Raw genomic sequence first — 22,911 nt, 5'->3', positions numbered from 1 at the left:
AATATGAATGCATTGAATGGTCAGGCGGTTGAAGCAGCCTTGGCTCTGTGCCGTGATGCGTACGGCAATTTGCGCGGCGGACAGGACGCGCGAGCGCTGGGTTACCTGGGCTATGCGATTTCTGTTCTCGGCGCGCTGCAAGAAAGCGCGGAATCCAAAGGCGATGTCCGTGCTGAAAAAGCTTTGAAGGTTGCACTCGATGAGGCACTTGATGGCGTAGACACGCTTCAGCCCCCGTTTGATCTGTCGTTGGTGGGGGCTGCACACGCGAAATACGAGGCGATGGGCATTCCCGGTGAGGGTGTCTTGCAGTCGTTAGAGATCACGGATCTCCCCGAAGATCATCCGATCCGTAAGCTTGTCGCAGATCTCGAGAAATAAGCTGCCTGGGGCCCCGTGATTGGCGGCGGCCGGTATTTTCGCAATCGCTTCTCGTCTCAGACGGTTGCATGGCACACCATGTAACCTATAACCGGGCGGAACCTGAGGGATGAGTTCACCGCCCAATAACCATACTAATAACATGGCTATTGTACGGTGAAATGCACGTCGTTTAAAGCGATTCGCTACATGTTCGTGAGTCCAACGGATCGGGCTCCCGGACAGTGGAGGAGGGATAACCGCCGCGCCTGTTCGGGTTTGGCGCCGAGCGGACAGTCATAGGCGCAGCCTGGGTGCAAGTGACCAGAGGGCGACGAGGGCGGGACGAATCCGCTAATAGTCTGGTCATGCACGAACGTATCGTCGCGATTCGTGTGCTCGATGGGGGACGTCGGCTCCGACGCTGCACACCCGGGGAGCAAGGCACGGATCGCAGGTCGCCTGCGATTAGGGATGCTTTGCTCTCCGAGAGTCCATCTCACCAACACTGCACTCTTCTAATTCAAAAGTATTGTTGTAAAAAATACAAAAGTACTCCTGATTAGAAGCGGGTTTTCCTTTCGCCGGTTTCACCGGCAGCGAGGCTTTACATGGTGAAATTCTAGCTGTACGCTTCAGCGTACAGCCACTGCAAAAAAACGGGCCTCCGCAGTGGAGGCCCAAATCAGTGAGGTGGTCTGCCATGACCGGTTTAATTCAAGACGCCTATGCCGCCGGTTCTCGCTTCGAAATCTTCGTCGCTTCAAACGCCAATATCAGCAGCGTGCCCGTCGGCGTACCCTCTCTCGACAGGTAATAGTCGGCTTTCAGCTTCCCCGTCGTTTTGACAAAATCGCCAAGCTGGAGCCGAGGATCTTGGTCTTTCATGACGCGGACCGTGAACCATGAGGGATCGGTATCAACCCCTCGTTGCGATTCACACATTCTGAACTCGTAATACGCCCGCTGACTTGTTTTAGATACGCGTCTTTGCGGTGGTGTCGCGACGTTTCCGTAAACCTGCATGATGTGTGTCCTCGTGAAATGAATGGCATAGTGCAAATATGCAAAACGTATAGCAACCTCGCTCACTGATCGGCTTCAATCGCATCAATGAGCGGCGATTGCGGCACAGGCCAGGCTCCGATTCGTTCAGGGCGTCGATACGGCAGGTCGTGTTCGTTCAGCCAGCATGTCTCCGTAGATGAATTGCTTGACTGCCCAGATCGAGGCAGCCAGGTCGGCAACAACTGCACGATCACCTGTCCAACAGTCTGCTCGACAAACTGTTGCCGAGCGTCGTCAAATACCAGTGCGCGAACGTCAAAGCTGCCCGCTTCGTGCTCGATCATCCGTCGCTCATTCGTAGAGTTCATCGTACGCCCCGCATTAGCGCGTATTCGCTCACGCAACAGGCTCATCGCACGGTTCATGATGCGCGGATTGCGCGCGGTCACGACGACACGGCGCAGCGCCATGCCGTTCGTCAGTAGTGTCCCTACGCTCATGGCTAGCGCAACCAGAGCCGCTTCGCGATCTGCGCCGCGCTTGCTACGGTCGATCTCAAACCACGTGACCCCATCACCTTCGAATGCCAGTGCATCCGGACGCAGGGCGCGACGGAGTCCGTGTACTTCAACGCTGAGGAACTCAGCATGCCGTCGGTTACCTGAGGCTGCCGCGATCTCTCGCAAGGCCTCGGATTCCGTCATCGCCGGAATGCCACGTGCTTCGCAACAAAGCGTGATGAATCCGGCCCAAAGTAAATGCTCGGGGTTTGACATCTCGGTGACGCGACGTATCGATGCAGATGCCTCGCTGCCCTGTTCATTGAGCCAGCGCGCGCCTGCCGTTGTCAGGCCGTATACATGCTGATGACGATCTGTGACGTATCGACGGACGAGTCCATCGCGAACCAGCTTTCCCATGACGCGCTGCGCAGCTGTCAGTGCCGCTTTGAACGAGCGCTCGGGGAATACGCCTGCAGCGACATCGATGGTCCGCACGACGCGCAGCCGATTGATGAGTGTCAGCGCCTGGGTACGCGTGATCAGTTTCAGCTTCGATGGCGCAATGTATTGCGTGAGTCCGCGATCAATACGCCGTGCAGGTGTTGTGGCGGTATCGTTTCCGATGGTCGGTGATTCGGGTAGGGTCGATTGCATAGGTGCTCCGAGAGGCAAGTCGGGGCGCGCTGCGAGGTGTGATCGGATGTGCTTGCCCCTTCTCCCGTATAGCGAATGCACGACCAGGCGTGTAGTAGCGCACGCCTCGCATGAGGTCACCGTTTTTGTGTGATCGGGGAATCGTTGCCCGGCAGGATCAGGGCACAGGCAACTGCCTCATCCCCTTATCCAGCCTGGCTCGCCGGGGGCGAGCCGCAACGACGTCTTCATCGCGACGTGCATCAAAGTGAATGCGATCCTGACCGGCTGCGCCGGTGCGCACCCCCGCCGCCGATCACGTACGCACTATCGAGGCCACTGTTCGTCAGATCGCGGTGCCACACTGATCCGGCACGCCGTGCATCTACTGGCTGCCCCGTGCAGCGATCAGCTGTGCCGTCATCGCTGCACGGGGACCCCTGCCAGTTAGCCCGGATGCTTTCGCATCCGAGACCATCAATGATGGCTATGCGCTTCGACGGCGGGGGTGCGCACCGGCTTCGCCGTCTCCGGTCGCGAGCAGCTGCATGCTCACTGGCGTGCTCCCGAAGTTGAGCGGGACCCATACCCGCACGACTGTCTCAGCTAGGTCCACGGCTGGACGCCATGTCGTGATCGGCGGGCCCCGTCGAGGCGAACTGTCGGGTGCCATCCGGCCTAGCGTTTCGAAATGGCCTGCTATCCAATGGCGAGAGCGCTTTCAAAGTGGTCGATCAGCCGAATTCGACTACGTTTTACCAATTCAGCTGTGTCATGCAACACGAATCGGGAAATGAAGATTTATCACTGAAAAAAACATGTTCTATTTAGTATGTATGCCTGAATTATATTTTCAATATGCACTTGATTGCCGCACGACGTCGCAGTAGATTGGTCGACCCTGAATACGTTTCAGGTTGAGCAAATAGGAGAATACGATGCTCTATCGACTACGTGATGCGATGCGCTACTGCATCGTAATTCAATTCCTGCTGGTGACGATCAGCGCAGCACTCGGGATCTGGCACGGCTACGGCATACACATCGACGAGGATGGCATATTTTCGGACATCGACATCATCCCGTCCGCACTCGACGGCATCAATAAATTTGAGTCGTACTGGGGTTGGTGGCTGTTGCCTCTGCTAGCGTTTATTCGACTGCTGCAACTGGGCGGGGATTTACTGCCGTGGCTGCCCCAAACGCCTGGTGGCGTGTGTCTGCTGAATGGGTCGTCTGCGTCGTATGGAGGGTATTACGTCGCAGGTGATGATGAGGAATCATCGTCCGGGCATTCCGTCCCGTATCAGCCAATGGTCAACATCGATGGAAGTCCGATGTGCGGTAGCGTGGATATTCACGGCTGCCCCTACGGCTCTACTGATCCATTCTGAACAGGTATCGATCAGGGGGTAAATGATGAAAGTCAATTTGAAGACGATGCGCCGGGTGTTGAGCTACATCGCGACGATTTTGCAGATCGTACTGTGTGCGGAGGTGATCTATCTGCTCTGGAACGGCATCTCGGATTTCTCGTGGCACTGGTCGTATCTCGCTGCGATCCCACTTGCTGTGTTTGTGTTCTGGCCGGTGGGTCGGGGGCGGTATGTTCGGCACGTATGAAGGATGCTGACCACCTGCGTGAGAAGAAAATGCCCCGCATAGGCGGGGCAGGAATCAATCAACGATCAGCATCAGCTTCTGGCGAGACGCTCGATATCCAGTAGTGCTTGTACGGCTCGGTTGTCATCCGAATCGATCAAATCGGCTGGAATCTCATCTACGCGTACTGGCCAGATCCACTCGACGGTTGAGCCAGGATGGGCGGCCAGCAAGCCTTTTTTGGCTAGTTCGATATCGGGTGCCGACACATTGACCATCTCTGAATAGCCTGCACTGCGAGCGAGTATGGCTCGAAAAATCATTGGTTTCTCTCCATGGATGGTGTCCTGATGAGCAGGGGCGCTCAGAACGTATAGCCACGTATACCTGATGATGGGAGAGCTCGATATGGATGACCTGACACTCGATGAACTTGAAGAGTTCGAGGTGCTTTCGCTGCTAACGTATATGCAGGGTGGAAAGCTGATTACCACACACATCGATACTCTGACGGAACTGTGTGCGCGACATGCGGTACTCGACGTGCTATTTCCGCTGGTCTTGAAGGATGCCGAGCGATTCGCGTTCGTGATCATGCGAATCGCGGTCATGCGCGCACAGTTGCAAACGAAAGGCATCCGATAGGACTGGCCAATAGGCCCGGAAGTCTACTGGCGCGGTGGCGAGATAGCTGTCCCGATATGGAACGTGCGATGGATGGATAACCATTTGCGCCAGCCCTGCATCACAGATCGTGTTATCGACAGCCATGTTGTCTTGGCGGGACGCGCCTCTTGCTTCGGTGGTGCCGGAGAAAGCTGCGGTCGAATCGCGGCAAGAATGGACTCGAGTACGTTGGCCAGAGGCTCGCCATCTTTAGTCCGCGCAGCGATGGCCTTGAGCACGGCGTGATGATCAACGGGAGCAGTAATGCTGACCTGTTTTAGCCCTTTCTCTTCCGCACGGGCGCGACAACGTTTCGACCGTTCTGCTGTATTCGAGACAACAGCCGATTCGTCTTCGACCCAGGCGTGGACTTTGGTCAATCCGATGCTGCGTGCGGCAGTCGCGATGTCCTCGGCATCGGCAATAGCTGGCGTTTCTGTTTGTATAAATTCTTGAATATTCATGGGGTTCCTCGGTTTCATGTGACGTTGCATGACCGTGTAGAACTGCCTTTTAAACGGCCATAGGTGTTCGGCCGCAGGGAGATAGATAGATGGCTAGACCCCGAAAAGTCAGCGAGTCGATGGATCTCGTGTTCAGGCGCATCGAACGCCAGCAGCGCGAGGCGTTTTCCGAGATCGATGAAGGCGGTATTACACGGCATCGAACGGCCGCGAACGACTCGCCACTGGATCGAATCACAATGACGCCGCAGACTGCGCGACAGGTGCGAGAGGTGTTCGTCCGTTACGGCTTTCCTGCGCAGCCGGAAACCTGGCAGGCATTTCGTGCTGTGCAGATTTACATCACCGAGGCGGAAGCCTGCGCGGAGATCGTGCGCAACAGCCTGGATGATTGTTCGATGGATATCCAGCTGGATTTCATCCAGCGCTTTTATGCGCCATATGCACAAGCCGTGGTGCATATCCTCGACGACGACTGGTCCTGCCTGGTTGCGTATCACCACGCGCATCGGGTGTATGACCGATTGGTCTCCGCATATCGCGAGCACGACGATTACGCATCTTGAGAACGGTACACCATGCCTAGCCCGACCATCTTTCTCGACTACGACGGCACATTGCATCGGGGTAATTCGTATGCCACGCCAGATGGGATCGTGAGCAGTGCCCCTAGCGTGATCGACCTATTTGAATTTGCGCCGATACTGAACGAGCTGCTGTTGCCGTACCCCGACATCAGGATCGTCCTGTCCACCGACTGGTGCGTGCGATTCGGATTCGAGCAAGCCAAAGCAGCTTTGCCGCTGGAAAGCTTGGTTCGGCGAGTGATCGGCACAACCTATGCCGGAGAGGATCTTGCCGCGTGGACGACGCTCGCGCGGGGCGCGCAGGTCCTGGGCTATGTAGCGCGACACCGGATATCGAAATGGTTGGCCATTGATGATCGGCGAGACGGATTTGCGACGCATCCACAGCGACTGATTCATTGCCAGACCGATGCAGGATTGGGCGATCCTGCTGTGACCGATTTGCTTCGACAGCGACTGTTTAATCTCGCCGCTTAGAAAAAAGACCTGCTCGCGATGAGCAGGTCCCAAATCAATGCAGCATGTCCTGCATGGAACCTACCCGCTCGACGTCGAAAATCAAGTGAGGTGCCACTAGCGTGATACTTCTGATGAGTTCGCGTTCGTTTCTGCTGCGCATGCCATCCGGCGTAAATGCTGCGGCATGAATCGCGAGCAGCGGCAGACTCTCACGCAACGCCGATACGTCGATTTCGTCAACCTTCTGAAACAGTTTTCCGACCATTTCTTCGGCCTCATCCGGCGCATTTCCACGGAAAACGATGGACGAGTCGTTGTCCTTCATGCCGACTGAGAACTGAATCCCGCGACTAGCGACGGTAGAGGCCCACGCTCGGCAATGAGGGTCAAACATCGGAACGACAAACGCATGATGCGCATGCGAGGTGTCCATACTGATGATCAGATGGTTGCCCAGTACGCCGCGATCTACCGGCGTCAACGTCATTTCAAAGAGCCGGTCGGTGCACAGATCTCGATACAGAGCGTCGCTTGATGTCCCGCATAGGCACCAGTCCGCTGCCTGGCCGGGAAAAGGCTTTCCACTTTGCACGCGTTGCATGAGATCGTCGGGCGACAGGAGCCTGCCATCGGTCACGAGAATCGAGTGAAGCACAGTGTCGAGATTGATGTTTTCCATGATGTCCTTTTCGAAAAGTCCCGGGCAGTGCGCCGGGTCCTTCGTATAGCGATCTCCAGATCGCTATACGCGAAATACAGGACAACCAAGGAGGTCAAGATGCTGAAAGTTTCGTTCTACCGTTGCGACAACGGCGTATTGATCGGTGCACTGTCAGGCGATGGCGTGCGATTGTTGGAGACTGCACACCCGGCGACGATTGCCGCCGCGATCTTTGCAATGGATGTGCCAGAGTACGTGATTGACACCGGGGCAGGCGTTCTTGACGCGCAGCTTCCGGCGAGTCCGTACCTGCTGTGTCAGATCAAGGAACTGTCGATGGACGTAGATATGCAGCAGTGGCTGAAGGTTTTCTGGAGGCTCAGTTGGGTCAAATTCGACGACACGGATGATCCAGACTGCCACGCTGAAATCCATTTCAGAACGGCTACGCATCACCTGCCGATCAAGTTGATCCGAAGGTGGCCTGTCGGTCCCGAACCGAAATGCTTTCGCAAGGAGTTAAGAAAGCGCAACCGCTCGATTCTGTATCCGCTCTGCTGAGTACTGGCAGAGTGACGCAGTAGTCATGATTGTCAGGTCCGTGCCGATAGGCCGGACCTGTTTTCTTATGCGCGATCCGTGGCGAAATCCTCCTCGCCTCAACATCCCCTTATATAAGGGGATGTTGAGGCGAGGAGGATCAAAGAGGCGTTTGCCTCTCGATCTCTTCTCACACCCAAACTGGCTGAAAGCTAGCTGGTCATGCCTCATGCCAGAGTGAGGTACTCGACCTCACGCGCCTGTCGGCGGTCACGCTTCGTCTGGACGATGATCGTCCCGTCCAACAGCGCTCTCGTCAGGGCCGCTTTCAGCTCCACGAGCTGGCACCCGTCATTCAGACCTTGCGCGATCAGCAGCTTCGGCAGGTAACGCTCCACCGAACGGGAAGACTGACTCGCGTCGATACCCAGGCCCTGGAGGTGCATCAGCCCGTTCAGCAGCACGCTCTGCGCATGTTCATCCAGCCTCTCCTGGCGAATGAGCTCGAACGCGTCCGCATTCTCGCCATCCGTGCGACGGTAGAACCCCTCGTCATAGCGCAGGCATACCGTGCCTCGCGCGGCGTAGTTGGCCTTTCTGCTGGACAGAAGCACCTCGTCCGAGGGCTGGTCCATGTCCTCGTCGTCCTTACGTCTCAGAAGCAGGCGCGAGCGCACGGAATTTTCCCACGCTGTCGAGCCGGAGAACTCGCTCGTCCCGACCTTGGCGGTATGCGCGAGCATCAGCACGGCACAGTCAAACTGGTTTGCCACACGAGACAGAAGATTGACGGCCTGCGTCACCTGTGCGCGGTCATTCTCCTGCACAGCGAGCATTTGCGCCACGTTGTCGAGGATGATGAACGAGTACGGCCGTTCTTGCGAACGCGCGGTCATCAGCGTCTCGACGAGACTTGCATAGAGAGGCTCTGGACGGACAATTCCACCTTCGCCTCGCGTAGCAAGCACGTTATCCATACCGATACGCGGATGGAAATCGAGCCACCCAGCCAGGTCGCGCAGACTGGAGTCGAGGCCCTGTGCAAGGCGATGAGTACGGCGCCACAACTCGTCGTGGTCATCCTCGCAGAAGAGGCCGAGCACACGCCCGCGCGTCACGTCGATACCGAACGCGGGTTTGCCGAGCGCAACGCAAGCGCCCATCTGCATCGCGCTCAACGTTTTGCCAACGCTGCCGCGACCGTAGAGACTGGTAACGTGCCCCGTCGGAATCAGCTGGTCAATCAGCCAGCTCCGCTCAGGCGGCTCTTTACCGCACAGATTGAGCCAGTTAATCGGCTCAGCGATGTCGGAAGCGCTGATAGTGGGCGTGGGGAGCGCGAGATTAGGCAGCATGGCGAACCTCCATGCCGAGCGAGGCCATTTCGCGCGCATCGATCCAGGCAAGAATCGAGCTCGCACGCCATGCGATGCGGTTCGACGAAATGCGAATCGGAGCGGGGAATTGTCCGGCCTTGACCAGACGATACAGATGCATCCGGCTATACGGGACGCCAAACTCAGTCTTAAGCTGCGGCAGCAGCACAAGGCGATGGGGATTTGCAGCGGACGCTGCGGTGTTGGGTACTACGAACATGCTGTCCTCCAGGACGCGAACACAAAAGGACCATCAGGTTCATCGTCACGAGCCCGAAAAAAAGACGGACCCGTGGCCTGATGGGTAAATGTGTTCGTCCGAAGGACGTGTAAAAAACTGAGAGCCTAAGCCCTCCAACCTGATCTAGGCGAGACCTAGCGCATCAAGTTGGAGCAACGATACGTGAGGAAATTTGCGACGTCAACAAGTTTTAGGGCCTCAGCAAATTTCTGTGCCTGGGCGTTGCCAAACTTTTTTCACCCCACAGACAACGGCATGCGAAGTGCCAAAGCCCAGCGTGTCGGGAGAGGGGGTGGGGCGAACGTGTCGCGACTTCGTACTTCGTGACTGCCCCCTATGGAATCGCCAACCAAATGCATTCGATTAAAGCCATCTTAGAAAGACCGTTATTCAAAAATAATTTATATCGAAGTAACGTATTCTTGCTCAAATATCTATACGAACAAGATCGTCCGTAAAATTTAAACGTATAAAATGAAAAAGTACATTTTCATTAAAAATAGCTTTACGAAAAATCAATCTGAGTATTATCATAAATCAGATGACGCGCCGAACGGACGATGTTAATTCTGATGGATTGACTGTATTTCCGCCGAATAGGCGGCTTGCAGTAGCAGCACATCCCCGGCGTTAGCGGGGACAATCCTCCCGTACGAGAGTGCGGAAGGATTTTTTTCTTGGTTGGTCGTCAATTCAATGTGACTTCCACTACCTGATCAGATTGCACCAAAGATTCGATATATTTCGCCCACACCTCAAGTGCCGACCGACGTTGGGGAAGATATTGAGCGTAGTTATACACGCCTGCGACATTGTCTTTTACTGAGCCGCTCACGTGATTTACTACGATCTCAACAATATGAGGATCAATCATTTGATTGTTCATTCCGGTCACTAACGTACGCCGGAAATCATGCAGACGCCATGAACAGCGGGTCGGATCGACATCCAGCATCTCCAATTCGGTAGCCAAACGCGCTGCCGCCCCGGCGTCTCCGGCCGCTTCAGCTGCTGCGATGTCACTGAGAATTCGAGCTTCTCGCCTCTCGCTGGGAAATGCTTTCCCTAGTTGAACTAGTCGTTGCATATCGCCAGCGTTGCGCACCGTTGTCAATTCCGCATTTGTAATTCTGACGATTTCCTTGTCTATTGAATTTTTAACCCTGCTATATCCAGACAAAGGTGTCTTTCCTGTGGTACTAAATACGTAGGGATTTCCATCTGAATTTTGACAATTGGTAAGCGCACGACGCACTAATTCTGCGGATAAGGGTGCAAGCGGCACAGTATGGGGCAACCCATTTTTTGTCCGGGATTCTGAGAGAAGAATGTATGGGGCATCGGTATCCAGGTCATACAGCTCATCTCTACGAAGAGCAACGATTTCCTCCCGCCTTTGTCCGGTCAATATTAATAATTTGTATGGAATCTCGAAAATTCCGGCGCTGGACAATGCTGTCCATGCAATCCGCAATTCGTCGTCAGAAAGAACCCGTTTCCGCTTGTCAGATCCATCCGGGCCCTCCATTCGATCAGTAGGTGCCGTAGTCAAAATGTCTTTCTCTACTGCCCAATTAAACATCGCTCGTAGAGACGAGAACACGGCGAACGCTACAGATGCGGAAATTTCCTCCTCGATGCCATCGATCTGGGCACGAACCTGAGCACGTGTGATGGCCTTCAAGGGGAAATTATTCCAGCCTTCAAAATGGGTATCGCCGAGATTTGCGCCATAGAATTCAAGGGTTCTCGGCTTCAGTTTCTTGCTTTTGGCGGCCAGGAACCTATTTCTGACGTTTTCGAAAGTATTCTTATTGTCCGCCACCTTCGCAATTTTTTGGGCTGCCTTGGTCGCCTTTGGATCATCCCCCGCTTCGATCAAGACAAGGATCTCGCGAGCACGCTCCCGCGCGTCTTCAAGTGACAACTGGGGATAGCGTCCGAGCGTTTCCCGATGCAGCTTCTTTTTGCCGCCGACACTCGCGCGCTTTACTACGACCCAAGATCGAGTACCCGTGTAAGTCACTCGCAACGCCAAACCGGGCACCAGGGCATCCCAGTGCTCCTCCTGGCCCTCTGCAGGCTTGTCGATGTTTTTGACCTTCCTGTCGGTCAATACGATTCGAGTCACAGTCCCTCCTTAGGTAACGGCCAGGTAACAAAATTGGCCGATAGCGGATGAGACATGATGTTACAACAGGTGACCAAGAAATCCATGAAACTCAATACAGTAAAGTATTTTGGCAGGATGTCGAATGCATCTTGGTGTAACATCGAACATCATCAGAATCGAATACTTCTGATTTGGGATCAGAGGGTCGTAGGTTCGAATCCTATCGCTCCGACCAACGAATTCAAGGGGTTACAAGCCATTGGCCTGTAACCCCTTTTTCGTTTTCTGCTGCTGCGCCCGTACATTGACCCCAACGGATGGGGCGCAGGTTAGTTTTTGCCCAAGTCAGCGATTCGTGGCAACTTACAGCACCGCTAACCGCCGCTCAACAGCGCGCGCAGAACATAGCCTGCGATACGTGGATTTTCCTTGATGCGCCGCGTGCTGTATCCATACCAGTCGTGACCGTAGGGAACATACACACGCACCTGCATCCCCATTGCACGCAGACGCTCCCGCAACGATTCACAAACGCCGAGCAGCATCTGAAATTCGAAGCGGCCTGGCTCGATCTGCTCGTGCCGGATCCACTCGATCAGCGAGTCGATCAACGCCTCGTCGTGCGTCGCAATACCAACGAACGATCCAGCCTGTAATGCGCTCGAGACGTGTCGCACGAAATGCTCGTTGATTGCACGTCGGTCCAGCGATGCGCCCGATACAAGATGCTCCCTGGCTTCGGCATAGATGCCTTTGCAGATTCGCAGCCGGCTCATCCGAAGTTGAAGCGGGACGATGTCATCGTATGTGCGTTTCAGATACGCCTGCAGAGCAATACCCACGTCTGCCCCTGCCGCTTCTGCCTTCCCGAAGAGGTCGAGTGTTTTCTGTGTGCAATTCGCGTCTTCCATGTCGATGCAAGCGGTCACGCCTTTCGCGTTCGCAGCATCGAGGATGCGTAGTACGTGCTCTTTGCAAAGGGTTTCATCGAACAGCAAGCCGAGGGCGGATGGCTTGATCGACAGCTCCGCAGACACGCCGGCGGTATGCAGTGCGTCGATCAGGGCCAGGTATTCGCGCGTTGCCGTTTCGACTTCTGCCAGCGAGTAGACGGTTTCACCGAGGACTTCGAGCGTCGTGCGGTAGCCCGCTGCATGCAGTGAGCGCACGCGGTCGAGCGCGTCGGAGAGCGTCGCGCCAGCGATATAGCGGCGCGAGATTTTGCGGATTAGTGAACGGGGTACGAGCGGGATGGCGCGTGCCGCCATCGTATTGAGAATACGCATGTTGGTCTCACGAAAAAGCCGCCGTGCGATTCCTGACGAGTTGTGTCGGAGTCGAACGGCATTGCCGGATCGCTTGTGACGCGAGTCCGGAACGAATAGCTGCGTCAGCGCATAGGGGTGCGGTGACGGAGGCTGTTCAGAGCGTTTTCGAAGGAGGCCAGGCGGCTGCGTACATTGCGGATCGAGCGCGGTTAGTGCAAATAATGCGAAGCGTTCAGTGAATCAATGCCGTGAGACGGGCAGCCCGCGCGCTGTCACGCATCGCGGGACTGGCAATCATAGCATCGCGGGTCATCCCCCTTTCGGCTTGGCCTCAAGTCGATGACCTCAGCGATCGCTGCCAGATCAGCAGCAGCTGACGCGGGTGCCCCAGCGCGCTCCATCCCGCTTCCCAAAATTGCGTAAAATACTGTATAAATATACAGGTACCGGCGCGATAACAGCTCCAGTCAGTGATTTCGTCATGCCCCGTTTTCGGCTTGGGCAGGGCGATCCATTCCTTTTCGACCGAGCACAACCATGGCAGCAGCACTTCAGCTTGCGGCAACCCATCTGCCGCCCCGGCTGCAAAGCCGGATCTGGGCGGGTGACCAGCTCGCGCATGCGGGCGCTCGCACGGTACCGAGCGGCCATGCTGCGCTCGACGCACTCCTGCCCGGCGCCGGTTGGCCAACGGGCAGTCTGACCGAGTTGCTGGTCGAGCAGGGCGGTATCGGCGAGATGCGTCTCATCGCGCCCGCGCTGCGAACGCTCACGGCCACGGCCGGTCGCCATGTGCTGCTCGTCGCGCCGCCCTGGCAGCCGTATGCGTGCGCGCTCGGGGCGTGGGGACTCGCGCTCGAGCGCGTGGTCTGGGTGCGCGCGGGCGAGGACGATGCCCCCTGGGTCGCCGAGCAGGCACTGCGCCAGGACGGCATGGGCGCAGTGCTGCTCTGGCAGACGAGGGCGCGCGCCGATGCGGTGCGGCGTTTGCAGGTCGCCGCGCAGGATTCGGGCTCGCTCGCGTTCCTGATCCGCCCGCTCGCGGCGCGTAGGCAATCGTCGCCGGCGCCGTTGCGTATGGTCTGCACGCCGGTGCCGCCGCCCGTCGATGCCAGTCTCAACCGGCGCCAGTGGATGCAGCTCACCGCCGTGTCCGTCGATATCTTCAAACGCCGCGGGCCGCCGCCCGCCCAGCCACTCGTCGTTACGTTGCCGCTGCAGGACGCCGTGCTGCCCCTCACAGGGTCGGCGCATGCCGTGCCGCGGCCCGGGGTCAATCATGTTGTGGATCGCCGTTACCTTGCCGCTCTTGCCGCTGGAGGCCGTGAGGCCGCTGCTGTTGCCAGGTCAATTGCCGGGTCAACTGCCGGATCAGCCGCATGGGCATCCGTCTGAGGCCCGGGCGCAGCCGCTGGGTGTGCCCGATGCGTCTGATGCGCAGGACTCCCGCTGCTATGCGCTGGCCGACCACGCGCGTGTCCTGATCCCCGATCCCGATGCGTTCGCGCTCGGCGTGCGCGCCGGCAACACGCGCGCGCATGCGCTCGCACTCGCGCCAGGGCTCGTGCTGCTCGAACCCGATCCGGCGCGCGAGACGCGCGCGTTCGAAGCGCTCGCGCTCGCGTTGCTTGCCTATACGCCGAAGGTGTCGTTTGCGCAGTCGCATACGTTGTTGCTGGAGGTCGGTTCCGGCTTGCGCCTTTTCGGCGGCGTGCGTGCGCTGCTGGCGAAAGTGGCGTCGACGGTGGCCGACTGCGGTCACATCGCGCGCATCGCCTGCGCGCCCACCGCCTGGGGTGCGTGGACGCTTGCACAAGCACGCGCCACGCGTGCGTCGCGTCGCTGGCGCGTGCTCAAGGAGACGACGCTTGCGCGCGTGCTCGACACGCTGCCGGTCACGCTGGCTCCGTTCGCCGCGCAGCACGATCACGCGCTCACGCAGATTGGCTGCGCGAGCCTTGGCGATCTGCGCCGTTTGCCGCGCGATGGCATCGCGCGGCGCTTCGGTGACGGTGTGCTGACCTGGCTCGCGCAGGCGCGCGGCGAGGCGCCCGATCCGCGCGTGTCGTTCAGCGCGCCGCCGTCGTTTCGCGCCGAACTCGAATTGCAGGCGCGTGTGGAAAGCGCCGAGGCACTGCTCTTCGCCGCCCGTCGGCTCGTGATGCAGCTGGCGGGCTGGCTCGCCGCGCAACATGCTGCGCTCACGGCCTTCGAGTTGCGGCTCGAACACGAACTGGCTTCGCGCCACGCACCGCGCACGTCGAGTCTGACGCTCGCGTGGGCAGCGCCTTCGCGCGATGCCGCGCATCTGTTGTGGCTCTTGCGCGAGAAGCTCAATCAGACCGAACTCGCCGCGCCGGTGATCGGGCTTGCGCTCGTCGCGTCCGGGGTGAGCGAGTATGCCGCGCCTAACGACACGCTGTTCCCGATGCCGGAAACATCGGATGCATCGATCGCGCAGTTGTTCGAGCGCATTGGCGCGCGGCTCGGCGAGCAGAATGTGCTGCAGCTTTTCGTCGAAGACGATCATCGGCCCGAGCACGCGATGGCGGCACGTGCATATCGCACGTCTCGCTCGAGCGCGCGCCGGGCGTCTTCGCGCAAGCCGCGCAGTCAGCCGCAGACTCAGTCGAAGGACGCAGCGGCGTCCATGCAGTCCGTGCTCGATTTGCCGGACATGCCGCTGCCGTCGCAGCCACGCCCGGCATGGCTGCTCGAAAAGCCGCTGAAGCTGGCCGTGCGCGACGACCGCCCGATTTACCGCCGCCCGCTGAAGACGCTCACGCGCACCGAGCGTATCGAGACGGGCTGGTGGGACGGCGAGGGTGTCGGGCGCGACTACTACGTCGCCGCCGACGATCAGGGCCGTATGTTCTGGCTCTATCGCGAGCGCATCGGCGGGCAGTGGTATCTGCAGGGACTCTTTGGCTGAGCCGCGATCATGTCGATGTCCGGTTCCGGCGAGGTGCCGCGCGTGCCGTCGCCGTCTCGTCCATCCTTGCAGCCGGGCAGCGCGCTATCCGCGCGTTTGCCCACGCATTTGCCCAATTATGCGGAGCTGCACTGCCTGACCAACTTCACGTTCCTGCGCGGCGCGTCGCGCCCGGACGAACTGGTCGGGCAGGCGATCCGCCATGGTTACCGCGCGCTCGCCATCACCGACGAGTGTTCGCTCGCCGGCGTCGTACGCGCGTTCAGCGCACTGAATGATCACGACGAGCCGCTCAGGAAAGCGCATGACGAAGCCGTGCGCGAAGCGCAAAGGCGCGTCGGCAACGCGGGCGCGTCGGCGTTGGGGCCGTTCGTGCCGTCGCTGCAGTTGCTGATCGGCAGCGAGTTGAATCTCGTCGAAAAGGACAGCGATGCACCGTTCTGCACGCTGGTCGCACTCGCGATGAACCGCGAGGGCTACGGGAACCTGTGCGAACTGATCACGCTTGCGCGCTCGCGGGCGGACAAGGGGCATTACCGCGTGCACCCGGATGATTTCACCGATCCCGATCCGGAGTTCACGCACCTTTTGCATCTGCGCGATTGCGTGCTGCTGCTCGTGCCGCAGCGCGCTGCGACGCTTGCGGATACGCTGCGCGCCGCACACTGGCTCGCGGGTTTCGCGGCAGAGCGCGCGTGGCTCGCGCTCGAACTATGGCAGACGGGCGGCGACGATACGCAGATCGAAGCGCTGCGTTTTGTCTCGCAGGAGACGGGCCTGCCGCTCGTGGCGGCAGGCGGCGTGCTGATGCACGCACGCTCGCGCAAGCCGCTGCAGGACACCTTGAGCGCGATCCGCATCGCCCGGCCGCTCACGGCGTGCGGCCGTGCGCTCGAACCGAACGCGGAGCGTCATCTGCGCTCGCGCGTGCGGCTCGGCGCGCTGTATCCGCGCGATGCACTCGACGCGACGCTCGACGTTGCGCGTCGCTGCACGTTCTCGCTCGCCGAACTGGCCTACGAGTATCCCGAAGAGCTGGTGCCGGCCGGCGAGACGCCAGCCACGTGGCTGCGCGAGCTGGTCATGCGCGGCGCGGCTGGGCGCTGGCCCGACGGCATGACGGAAAAGCGGCAGAAGCAGATCGACAAGGAACTCGATCTCATCGCGGCGCTGAAGTACGAGAAGTACTTCCTGACCGTCCACGACATCGTCCGCTACGCGCGGGAACAGGGCATCCTGTGCCAGGGGCGCGGATCGGCGGCAAATTCGGTCATCTGCTATTGCCTCGGGATCACGGAGATCGATCCCGTGCGCATGAACATGCTCGTCGAGCGCTTCATCTCCCGCGCGCGCAACGAGCCACCCGATATCGACGTCGATTTCGAGCATCAGCGCCGCGAAGAAGTGATCCAGTACATCTACCGCAAATACGGCACGCGCCGCGCCGCGCTGGCCGCGACGCTCATCACCTACCGTTCGCGCAGCGCGTTGCGCGACGTGGGCAAGGCACTCGGGCTCGACGCCGCGCTCGTCGAAAAGCTCTCGGGCGCGCACCAGTGGTGGGACGGCTCCGATTCGATCGCGGGGCATCTGGAGGAGGCGGGTTTCTCGCCGGATTCGCATGTCACGCAGCAGCTCATCCGTCTTACGCGCGAGTTGCGCGGCTTTCCGCGTCATCTGTCGCAGCATGTGGGTGGCTTCGTGATCGCGAAGGACAAACTCTCGCGTCTCGTGCCCATCGAGAATGCCGCGATGAAGGACCGCTATGTGATCGAGTGGGACAAGGACGATATCGACGCGCTGCGGCTCCTGAAGGTCGATGTGCTCGCGCTCGGCATGCTCTCGGCGATCCGGCGTTCGCTGGAGTTCGTCGCGTTGCGGCGCGGGCTGCCGGCATTTCGTGTGCAGGACATTCCCGTCGAGGATCCGGCGGTCTACGAGATGTGCTGTCACGCGGATACGGTCGGTGTGTTCCAGATCGAATCGCGCGCGCAGCAGAGCATGCTGCCGCGCCTGAGGCCGCGCACGTATTACGACCTCGTGATCCAGGTGGCGATCGTGCGACCCGGGCCGATCCAGGGGGGCATGGTCCATCCGTACCTGAAGCGGCGCCAGGGGCTGGAGGCGGTGGAGTACGCGAAGGACGAACTGCGCGCGGCGCTGGCACGTACGCTCGGGGTGCCGATTTTCCAGGAGCAGGTGATGCACCTCGCGATGGTCGCCGCCGATTACACCGGCGAGGAAGCCGACAAGCTGCGCCGCGCGATGGCCGCATGGCGGCGTGACGGCGACCTGCGCCCGTACCAGGCGGATCTCACGCGCCGGATGTTGAAGAAGGGCTACACCGAGGAGTTCGCTTCGCGCATCTGCAAGCAGATCGAGGGCTTCGGCGATTACGGTTTTCCTGAGAGTCACGCGGCGAGCTTCGCCTTGCTCGTCTACACGAGCGCGTGGATCAAGCGCTACGAGCCGGCCGCATTTCTGGCAGGACTGCTGAACAGTTTTCCGCTGGGGTTCTATTCGCCGTCACAACTCGTACAGGATGCGAAACGCCATGGCGTGACGGTGCTGCCGCCCGATATCGCGTTGAGCGACTGGGATTGCGCGCTGGAGATGCACGACAGGGCAGGCGTGCGGATCGATGCCGATGCGGCCCGCGCGCACCGTGCCGGCGCGGCGCATTACCAGGACCGGCTGCGTGCCGCGTGGCCACACGACCGGCCGCGATTTTCAGGCCGGATTGCGCGTCGCTTTGCGCGCAGGCTGCGCGCGCGGATCGAGTTGGCGTCGCGTTTCTACGGCCGTGGCGGTCCAGCGGTGCGGCTCGGTTTGAGACTCATCAAGGGCTTTTCGGAGGATGCCGCGCGGCGCGTGATGGAGGCGCGCGTGCGCGCACCGTTCGCCGACGTCGACGATCTCGCACGTCGCGCGGCGCTCACGCGGCGCGACCTGGAAGCGCTTGCGGCAGCGAACGCGCTTGCAAGCATCGCAGGGCACCGGCGCGAGGCGTGGTGGGCCGTGACCGCGCAACATGTGGTGCCGGCGCTGCTGCGCGATGCGAGCATCGCAGAAGCGCCGCTCGCGTTGCCGTGCGCATCCGAGGGTGCGGAAATCGTCGCCGATTACGCGAGCCTGCGGCTCACACTGAACCGGCATCCGCTCGAACTGTTGAGGCCCGGCCTCGCGAAGCAGCGCTTTCGCACGGCAGCGCAACTCGCGCAGTGCCGCCACGGCGCGCTCGCGCGCGTGTGCGGCATCGTGACGGTGCGGCAACGGCCTGGAACGGCGAATGGGACGATTTTTGTCTCGCTGGAGGACGAGACCGGCTCGGTCAACGTGATCGTGCACGCGGCGCTCGTCGAGCGGCAGCGCAAGGAACTGCTGGGGTCGTCGCTGATGGCGGTGGCAGGTGTCGTGCAGCGCGAGGGGGAGGTAGTGCACCTCGTCGCGCAACGGCTCGAAGATCACAGCCGCCTGCTCGGGCGGCTCGCGACCGAGAGCCGTAATTTTCACTGAGCAGGACGCGTCCCGGCGGCCGACACTCGCCGACTTTGCACAATGCCGGGCGCGTCAACCGTTCTACGCGCCCGTGACGACGCCCTTGACGGTGTAGCCTGCGTCGTCGATCGCCGCCCTCAGCACGTCGGCGCTCTGGCTCGATTCGACGCTCACGCGGCCCGCGGCCAGATCGACTTCGACCTTTGCTGCGGCGTCATGCTCCTGGATCGCGCGGGTGACAGCGCCCACGCAGTGCTGGCAACTCATGCCTTCGACGTTGAACTGGATCATCTTTCTTCCTTTTGCAGAGGGGAGGGCTCAACCACTAACCTGATATGGGGCCGCGGCCGGATTATGCCAGTCGTTAGTGGTACGGGCGCTGGACCTTCCCATCGCTGGAAGGTATACGATGGAAACATCGTTTGAGTACGGGAGGGAGCGCAGCATGAACATCGGCGAAGCGGCACGCGAATCGGGCGTTACGGCGAAGATGATCCGCTATTACGAGAGCGTGGATTTGCTGGCGCCCAAGGGGCGCACTGAGTCCGGCTATCGCGTGTACGGCATGGAGGAAGTGCATGCGCTGCGCTTCGTACGTCAGGCGCGGCGGTTGGGATTTTCCGTCGACGATATCCGCCGCCTCCTCGCGCTATGGCACGACCGCTCGCGGGCGAGTGCAGAGGTCAAGTCGATTGCGCTCGCGCACGTGACCGAGTTGAACCAGCGCATCGCGGAACTGACCCAGATGCGCGACACGCTTGGTCACCTGGCGGCGCATTGCCATGGCGACGACCGTCCCGACTGTCCGATCCTTGAGCAGCTTGCCGATCCGCAGCCTGCCGTGCACGAGCCGTGTGTCGGCGCACATTGAATCACAGTGCGGCCAGTACGGAGCAAATCGCCGCACCTTGCTTTGGTTGATGCCCCAAGGTGGTGCGTATTTTGTGCTTACGCCGCATCGCTTGGCGCGCATACAAAAAAATGTGCCTATAAATCAAACTTTTGCCGAGCGCTCGCGTTGATGCATTCCATTCTGGAATGCACTTCATTCGTGCAATTCAGTGGCAAATCTTAAAAACATGGCTATAATGCGGGTTATCCCTAGGTAGGGTAATCCCTGAAGAGAATCTACCGGGGATATAAAGATCCTTGTAGAGGAACATCATGTTTGCGTACATTCTTGAAGCAGTGAGCAATTGGTTTGAAGTCGCTGAGCGTACCCGCCGCGAATCGTATCTCGCGTCCTCGACGGACGTTGTGCAACTCGAACAACGTATCCGGGCGCTCGAAACGGACGGCTACTCGCGATAAGCGACGCGCTACGCCACGTTGTCTCAAGCCCCGCCTTGCGGGGCTTTGTCATTTCTGGCGCCGCTTCTTTGGGAGGCGGTCACCGCCAATACAGGCGCTGTAGTCCGATCAGTGACGCCGCAGTGAGGTAAAGTCTTTTCGAGATAAGCCGACAAAGCAGTGAAACCGCACATTTCGGGGGGGCGTCCATGGTGTCGAACCACATCTTCCGCAAGCCTTTGACCGTCTGGCTAACTGCCGCCGCGATGGGTGGTGTACTGGCTCTGACTCACGCCGCCGCGCACGCGGACGGCCCGCCATTGATTCTCGATACCCAGCACGGAATTATCGACGGACAGAAAGGGGTGGTGCTGCAGAACGCGCCGCTTTCACACGAGCCGATCGTTGCGGCGCATCAGCCCGCTGAGCCGGCCGGGTTGGCGAATGACTATTCACAGCCTTATATCGTGGCGCCTTATATCGCAGTGCCGGGCGCCGGAACGAAGCCCAATCGGCCGCGCCCGCCGCATCCCCGACCACGGCCGACGCCACATATCACGCCGCAGGTATCGCCGGCGCAATAGGCTGCAACTGGCTTAGTCGCCGCGCGATTCGATCTTGAATTGCGCGGATTGATCTTGTCCGAGCGTTTTGACGAGCCAGGGCAGCGTCTCTTTCATTGCGGCGACGAGCGTGTAGGGCGGGTTCAGGATAAACATCCCGCTGCCGTACAGGCCGTAGCCATCCGACGGCGGCTGACTCACGGTGAGCGTGACGTGCAGCCAGTTCTTCTCCTGCAGACGCTTGAGCTGCTCGGGGAATCGTTGCGATTCGGGGCGCGTCACCTGCGGATACCAGATCGCATACGTGCCGGTGGCGAACCGCTTGAGACTTTCCTCGGCGCATGCGAGCGTGCGCGCATAGTCACGCTTGTCCTCGAACGACGGGTCGATCAGAACGAGCGCGCGTCGCGGCGGCGGCGGGAGCAGTGCCTTGATGCCTTCGAAGCCGTCTCCCTCGTAAAGCATCACGCGACGGCCCGCGTCGCGAAACCGGTGGCGCAGCACTTCGATTTCAGTGCTGTGCAACTCGAAGAGCCGCATGCGGTCCTGCTCGCGCATCAGCCGCCACGCCAGATACGGCGAGCCCGGATAGAAGCGCAGTTCGCCATCGGGATTGAGCGCCGCGACTTCTTCGACGTATTCGGCGAGCACCGTCGGCAGATCGGTGCGGCCCCAGAGCTTGCCGATGCCCGTTTCGAATTCAGCGGTCTTCGTCGCGTAGCCCTCGCGCAGCGCATACGCGCCGGCGCCTGCATGTGTGTCGATGTACCAGTACGCCTTGTCCTTCTTGCTGAGATAGCGCAGCAATTGCACGACAACGGCGTGTTTCAGGACGTCGGCATGATTGCCTGCGTGGAAGGCGTGGCGGTAGCTCAGCATGATGGGCGGGACGAAAAGCCAGGAAAAAACGGGGTGGCGCAATGTGGGGCCAGGCGCCTGTGGTGCGCGTCGCGTTGCCCTTTTGGGACAGTGAGCGACGTCAAGGCCGCGTATTGTACTCGACGCGTACGCGACCCGGCCGCACACAGTCGCACGCGGCCCCGCGGTGCGTTTAGTTATAAGCGTCGCCGACGATCGCCTCGATCTGCGCCTTGATTTCCGGCGTGATCTTTTGGGCGACGTCGAGCGCCAACATGTTCTCCTTGATCTGCGCGACGTGCGACGCACCGGTGATCACCGTGCTGACTTGCGGATTCTTCAGGATCCACGCGATGGCGAGTTGCCCGACCGTGCAGCCCAGTTGCGCGGCAAGCTCGGCGAGCTTTGCGACGATGGCGTTCTTGTCCGCGTCGGTGAGCGCTGCGCGCAGCCAGTCATAGCCTTTCAATTGCGCGCGACTGTCGGCGGGCACGCCGTCGCGGTACTTGCCCGTGAGCAGGCCCGATGCGAGCGGGCTCCACGTGGTGAGCCCGAGACCGATGTCCTCGTAAAGACGCCGGTATTCGTCCTCCACGCGGCGCCGATGGAACAGGTTGTACTGCGGCTGCTCCATGACCGGCTTGTGCAGGTGGTGCCGCTCCGCGATGTCCCACGCCGCGCGGATTTCGTCGGCGCTCCATTCCGATGTGCCCCAGTAGAGCGCCTTGCCGCGCGAGATCATGTCGCTCATCGCCCAGACCGTCTCTTCGACCGGCGTGTTCGGGTCAGGACGGTGGCAGAACACGAGATCGATGTAATCGAGCTGCATGCGCTTGAGCGACCCGTCGATAGCGTTGAGCAGGTACTTGCGGTTGAGCGTGTGGTACTGGTTGGGTCCTTCGCTCAAGCCCCAGAAAAATTTGGTGGAGACAACGTAACTCACACGCGGCCACGCGAGTTCCTTGAGCGCCTCGCCCATGATTTCCTCCGACTTGCCGCCTGCGTAACCCTCTGCGTTGTCGAAGAAGTTGACGCCCGCGTCGCGCGCAGCGGCGAGCGACTCACGTGCAAGGCCGCGATCGATCTGGCTGCCGTACGTGACCCACGAGCCGATGGACAACTCGCTCACCTGCAGGCCGGAACGGCCCAGTCGCCGATAATTCATGAACGTCTCCTTTGAATAGAACCCGAATATTAACGCCGGCGCAGCCAGCAGGCGTCCTGTCAGATGCGAGGTGCGGGCGGGTTCATGCACAATAGCGCGGTTGGCCGCGGTGCAACAATCCGCT

The 22,911-nt window shown here is 59.8% G+C and carries 25 protein-coding genes and 1 tRNA gene; 14 read left to right on the top strand and 12 right to left on the bottom strand.

The features are described 5' to 3' along the window. Positions 1-3 precede the first annotated feature (3 nt). Positions 4-381: a hypothetical protein gene (locus tag L0U80_RS09555; protein ID WP_233863695.1), complete on the top strand. Its 378-nt coding sequence runs from the start codon at positions 4-6 to the stop codon at positions 379-381. Positions 382-1,086: 705 nt separating this feature from the next. Here L0U80_RS09555 and L0U80_RS09550 read toward each other — a convergent pair. Both L0U80_RS09550 and L0U80_RS09545 read right to left on the bottom strand, forming a co-directional pair. After that, complete coding sequence (locus tag L0U80_RS09550) at positions 1,087-1,386, bottom strand: DUF4131 domain-containing protein (protein WP_233863694.1); 300 nt, start codon at positions 1,384-1,386, stop codon at positions 1,087-1,089. A 62-nt stretch (positions 1,387-1,448) separates the two neighbouring features. Continuing rightward, positions 1,449-2,525, bottom strand: coding sequence for a replication-relaxation family protein (locus tag L0U80_RS09545; protein WP_233863693.1), 1,077 nt, complete (start codon positions 2,523-2,525; stop codon positions 1,449-1,451). Positions 2,526-3,442: 917 nt separating this feature from the next. Here L0U80_RS09545 and L0U80_RS09540 point away from each other — a divergent pair. Then, a complete protein-coding gene (locus L0U80_RS09540) occupies positions 3,443-3,898 on the top strand; it encodes a hypothetical protein (protein WP_233863692.1) in 456 nt (151 codons plus the stop codon). 22 nt (positions 3,899-3,920) lie between these two features. After that, the gene (locus L0U80_RS09535; RefSeq protein ID WP_233863691.1) at positions 3,921-4,127 is read left to right on the top strand and encodes a hypothetical protein; all 207 of its coding nucleotides are present in this window, start codon (positions 3,921-3,923) and stop codon (positions 4,125-4,127) included. Between the two features lie 71 nt (positions 4,128-4,198). On the opposite strand, the gene L0U80_RS09530 is transcribed toward L0U80_RS09535, so the two are convergent. Further along, a complete protein-coding gene (locus L0U80_RS09530; protein ID WP_233863690.1) occupies positions 4,199-4,429 on the bottom strand; it encodes a hypothetical protein in 231 nt (76 codons plus the stop codon). Between the two features lie 85 nt (positions 4,430-4,514). On the opposite strand from L0U80_RS09530, the gene L0U80_RS09525 reads away from it, so the two are divergent. Then, entirely contained in the window at positions 4,515-4,751 is a 237-nt protein-coding gene (locus L0U80_RS09525; protein ID WP_233863689.1) for a hypothetical protein, read from the top strand. 23 nt (positions 4,752-4,774) lie between these two features. Here the strand turns inward: L0U80_RS09525 and L0U80_RS09520 are convergent, their stop codons facing one another. Then, on the bottom strand, positions 4,775-5,236 hold the full coding sequence (locus L0U80_RS09520; protein WP_233863688.1) for a hypothetical protein: 462 nt from the start codon (positions 5,234-5,236) through the stop codon (positions 4,775-4,777). Between the two features lie 119 nt (positions 5,237-5,355). On the opposite strand from L0U80_RS09520, the gene L0U80_RS09515 reads away from it, so the two are divergent. After that, entirely contained in the window at positions 5,356-5,802 is a 447-nt protein-coding gene (locus tag L0U80_RS09515) for a hypothetical protein (RefSeq protein ID WP_233863687.1), read from the top strand. A 12-nt stretch (positions 5,803-5,814) separates the two neighbouring features. Continuing rightward, positions 5,815-6,300, top strand: coding sequence for an HAD domain-containing protein (locus tag L0U80_RS09510; RefSeq protein WP_233863686.1), 486 nt, complete (start codon positions 5,815-5,817; stop codon positions 6,298-6,300). A gap of 34 nt (positions 6,301-6,334) precedes the next feature. On the opposite strand, the gene L0U80_RS09505 is transcribed toward L0U80_RS09510, so the two are convergent. Beyond that, a complete protein-coding gene (locus tag L0U80_RS09505; protein WP_233863685.1) occupies positions 6,335-6,961 on the bottom strand; it encodes a hypothetical protein in 627 nt (208 codons plus the stop codon). Between the two features lie 99 nt (positions 6,962-7,060). On the opposite strand from L0U80_RS09505, the gene L0U80_RS09500 reads away from it, so the two are divergent. Beyond that, positions 7,061-7,504: a hypothetical protein gene (locus tag L0U80_RS09500; RefSeq protein WP_233863684.1), complete on the top strand. Its 444-nt coding sequence runs from the start codon at positions 7,061-7,063 to the stop codon at positions 7,502-7,504. 206 nt (positions 7,505-7,710) lie between these two features. On the opposite strand, the gene L0U80_RS09495 is transcribed toward L0U80_RS09500, so the two are convergent. The 3 genes from L0U80_RS09495 to L0U80_RS09485 form a co-directional block, all read right to left on the bottom strand. Then, complete coding sequence (locus tag L0U80_RS09495; protein ID WP_233863683.1) at positions 7,711-8,838, bottom strand: AAA family ATPase; 1,128 nt, start codon at positions 8,836-8,838, stop codon at positions 7,711-7,713. Beyond that, positions 8,828-9,079 carry a helix-turn-helix transcriptional regulator gene (locus L0U80_RS09490; protein WP_233863682.1) on the bottom strand — a complete coding sequence of 84 codons (252 nt, stop codon included), beginning with the start codon at positions 9,077-9,079 and terminating at the stop codon, positions 8,828-8,830. The genes L0U80_RS09495 and L0U80_RS09490 overlap by 11 nt, the downstream gene beginning before the upstream one ends. 709 nt (positions 9,080-9,788) lie before the next feature. After that, complete coding sequence (locus L0U80_RS09485) at positions 9,789-11,231, bottom strand: tyrosine-type recombinase/integrase (RefSeq protein ID WP_233863681.1); 1,443 nt, start codon at positions 11,229-11,231, stop codon at positions 9,789-9,791. A gap of 113 nt (positions 11,232-11,344) precedes the next feature. Between L0U80_RS09485 and L0U80_RS09480 the strand changes: the two genes are divergently transcribed. Further along, positions 11,345-11,448: transfer RNA gene (locus L0U80_RS09480), tRNA-Pro, on the top strand. A 139-nt stretch (positions 11,449-11,587) separates the two neighbouring features. On the opposite strand, the gene L0U80_RS09475 is transcribed toward L0U80_RS09480, so the two are convergent. Continuing rightward, positions 11,588-12,499: a proline dehydrogenase family protein gene (locus L0U80_RS09475; RefSeq protein WP_233863680.1), complete on the bottom strand. Its 912-nt coding sequence runs from the start codon at positions 12,497-12,499 to the stop codon at positions 11,588-11,590. 519 nt (positions 12,500-13,018) lie between these two features. Between L0U80_RS09475 and imuA the strand changes: the two genes are divergently transcribed. Genes imuA through L0U80_RS09460 form a run of 3 tightly spaced genes read left to right on the top strand, consistent with a single transcriptional unit; the run spans position 13,019 to position 18,929 of the window. Next, complete coding sequence (gene imuA / locus L0U80_RS09470; RefSeq protein WP_233863679.1) at positions 13,019-13,876, top strand: translesion DNA synthesis-associated protein ImuA; 858 nt, start codon at positions 13,019-13,021, stop codon at positions 13,874-13,876. Then, complete coding sequence (locus L0U80_RS09465; protein ID WP_233863678.1) at positions 13,761-15,413, top strand: Y-family DNA polymerase; 1,653 nt, start codon at positions 13,761-13,763, stop codon at positions 15,411-15,413. The genes imuA and L0U80_RS09465 overlap by 116 nt, the downstream gene beginning before the upstream one ends. Before the next feature lie 15 nt (positions 15,414-15,428). Then, positions 15,429-18,929 carry an error-prone DNA polymerase gene (locus L0U80_RS09460; protein ID WP_233865835.1) on the top strand — a complete coding sequence of 1,167 codons (3,501 nt, stop codon included), beginning with the start codon at positions 15,429-15,431 and terminating at the stop codon, positions 18,927-18,929. Positions 18,930-18,992: 63 nt separating this feature from the next. Here L0U80_RS09460 and L0U80_RS09455 read toward each other — a convergent pair whose 3' ends face one another. Continuing rightward, on the bottom strand, positions 18,993-19,202 hold the full coding sequence (locus L0U80_RS09455) for a heavy-metal-associated domain-containing protein (RefSeq protein WP_233863677.1): 210 nt from the start codon (positions 19,200-19,202) through the stop codon (positions 18,993-18,995). Positions 19,203-19,356: 154 nt separating this feature from the next. On the opposite strand from L0U80_RS09455, the gene cueR reads away from it, so the two are divergent. From cueR to L0U80_RS09440, 3 genes are all read left to right on the top strand, one after another. Next, the gene (gene cueR / locus L0U80_RS09450; RefSeq protein WP_233865834.1) at positions 19,357-19,782 is read left to right on the top strand and encodes a Cu(I)-responsive transcriptional regulator; all 426 of its coding nucleotides are present in this window, start codon (positions 19,357-19,359) and stop codon (positions 19,780-19,782) included. A gap of 293 nt (positions 19,783-20,075) precedes the next feature. After that, positions 20,076-20,222: a DUF3563 family protein gene (locus L0U80_RS09445; RefSeq protein ID WP_233863676.1), complete on the top strand. Its 147-nt coding sequence runs from the start codon at positions 20,076-20,078 to the stop codon at positions 20,220-20,222. Between the two features lie 188 nt (positions 20,223-20,410). Further along, positions 20,411-20,785, top strand: coding sequence for a hypothetical protein (locus tag L0U80_RS09440; RefSeq protein WP_373322132.1), 375 nt, complete (start codon positions 20,411-20,413; stop codon positions 20,783-20,785). A gap of 12 nt (positions 20,786-20,797) precedes the next feature. On the opposite strand, the gene L0U80_RS09435 is transcribed toward L0U80_RS09440, so the two are convergent. Next, positions 20,798-21,643 (bottom strand): 23S rRNA (adenine(2030)-N(6))-methyltransferase RlmJ, encoded by an 846-nt coding sequence (locus L0U80_RS09435; protein ID WP_233863675.1) that lies wholly within the window; start codon positions 21,641-21,643, stop codon positions 20,798-20,800. 172 nt (positions 21,644-21,815) lie between these two features. Further along, positions 21,816-22,787: a potassium channel beta subunit family protein gene (locus L0U80_RS09430; protein WP_233863674.1), complete on the bottom strand. Its 972-nt coding sequence runs from the start codon at positions 22,785-22,787 to the stop codon at positions 21,816-21,818. Between the last annotated feature and the right edge of the window lie 124 nt (positions 22,788-22,911).

Origin of the sequence: Paraburkholderia adhaesiva, from assembly GCF_021390575.1 — a bacterium.
GTDB lineage: Bacteria > Pseudomonadota > Gammaproteobacteria > Burkholderiales > Burkholderiaceae > Paraburkholderia > Paraburkholderia adhaesiva.
The sequence above is the reverse complement of the archived record's forward strand: the minus strand, read 5'-3'. Positions and strand labels throughout refer to the sequence as shown.

Excerpts from the sequence above, each read along its gene's own strand:
- L0U80_RS09435 (WP_233863675.1), bottom strand. The coding sequence starts at position 21,643 with ATGCTGAGCTACCGCCACGCCTTCCACGCAGGCAATCATGCCGACGTC.
- imuA (WP_233863679.1), top strand. The coding sequence starts at position 13,019 with ATGGCAGCAGCACTTCAGCTTGCGGCAACCCATCTGCCGCCCCGGCTG.
- L0U80_RS09460 (WP_233865835.1), top strand. The coding sequence starts at position 15,429 with ATGTCCGGTTCCGGCGAGGTGCCGCGCGTGCCGTCGCCGTCTCGTCCA.
- L0U80_RS09490 (WP_233863682.1), bottom strand. The coding sequence starts at position 9,079 with ATGTTCGTAGTACCCAACACCGCAGCGTCCGCTGCAAATCCCCATCGC.
- L0U80_RS09455 (WP_233863677.1), bottom strand. The coding sequence starts at position 19,202 with ATGATCCAGTTCAACGTCGAAGGCATGAGTTGCCAGCACTGCGTGGGC.
- L0U80_RS09500 (WP_233863684.1), top strand. The coding sequence starts at position 7,061 with ATGCTGAAAGTTTCGTTCTACCGTTGCGACAACGGCGTATTGATCGGT.
- L0U80_RS09530 (WP_233863690.1), bottom strand. The coding sequence starts at position 4,429 with ATGATTTTTCGAGCCATACTCGCTCGCAGTGCAGGCTATTCAGAGATG.
- L0U80_RS09495 (WP_233863683.1), bottom strand. The coding sequence starts at position 8,838 with ATGCTGCCTAATCTCGCGCTCCCCACGCCCACTATCAGCGCTTCCGAC.
- L0U80_RS09540 (WP_233863692.1), top strand. The coding sequence starts at position 3,443 with ATGCTCTATCGACTACGTGATGCGATGCGCTACTGCATCGTAATTCAA.
- L0U80_RS09440 (WP_373322132.1), top strand. The coding sequence starts at position 20,411 with ATGGTGTCGAACCACATCTTCCGCAAGCCTTTGACCGTCTGGCTAACT.
- L0U80_RS09535 (WP_233863691.1), top strand. The coding sequence starts at position 3,921 with ATGATGAAAGTCAATTTGAAGACGATGCGCCGGGTGTTGAGCTACATC.
- L0U80_RS09475 (WP_233863680.1), bottom strand. The coding sequence starts at position 12,499 with ATGCGTATTCTCAATACGATGGCGGCACGCGCCATCCCGCTCGTACCC.
- L0U80_RS09430 (WP_233863674.1), bottom strand. The coding sequence starts at position 22,787 with ATGAATTATCGGCGACTGGGCCGTTCCGGCCTGCAGGTGAGCGAGTTG.
- L0U80_RS09520 (WP_233863688.1), bottom strand. The coding sequence starts at position 5,236 with ATGAATATTCAAGAATTTATACAAACAGAAACGCCAGCTATTGCCGAT.
- L0U80_RS09505 (WP_233863685.1), bottom strand. The coding sequence starts at position 6,961 with ATGGAAAACATCAATCTCGACACTGTGCTTCACTCGATTCTCGTGACC.
- L0U80_RS09510 (WP_233863686.1), top strand. The coding sequence starts at position 5,815 with ATGCCTAGCCCGACCATCTTTCTCGACTACGACGGCACATTGCATCGG.
- L0U80_RS09550 (WP_233863694.1), bottom strand. The coding sequence starts at position 1,386 with ATGCAGGTTTACGGAAACGTCGCGACACCACCGCAAAGACGCGTATCT.
- L0U80_RS09555 (WP_233863695.1), top strand. The coding sequence starts at position 4 with ATGAATGCATTGAATGGTCAGGCGGTTGAAGCAGCCTTGGCTCTGTGC.
- cueR (WP_233865834.1), top strand. The coding sequence starts at position 19,357 with ATGAACATCGGCGAAGCGGCACGCGAATCGGGCGTTACGGCGAAGATG.
- L0U80_RS09515 (WP_233863687.1), top strand. The coding sequence starts at position 5,356 with ATGGATCTCGTGTTCAGGCGCATCGAACGCCAGCAGCGCGAGGCGTTT.
- L0U80_RS09545 (WP_233863693.1), bottom strand. The coding sequence starts at position 2,525 with ATGCAATCGACCCTACCCGAATCACCGACCATCGGAAACGATACCGCC.
- L0U80_RS09445 (WP_233863676.1), top strand. The coding sequence starts at position 20,076 with ATGTTTGCGTACATTCTTGAAGCAGTGAGCAATTGGTTTGAAGTCGCT.
- L0U80_RS09465 (WP_233863678.1), top strand. The coding sequence starts at position 13,761 with ATGTTGTGGATCGCCGTTACCTTGCCGCTCTTGCCGCTGGAGGCCGTG.
- L0U80_RS09525 (WP_233863689.1), top strand. The coding sequence starts at position 4,515 with ATGGATGACCTGACACTCGATGAACTTGAAGAGTTCGAGGTGCTTTCG.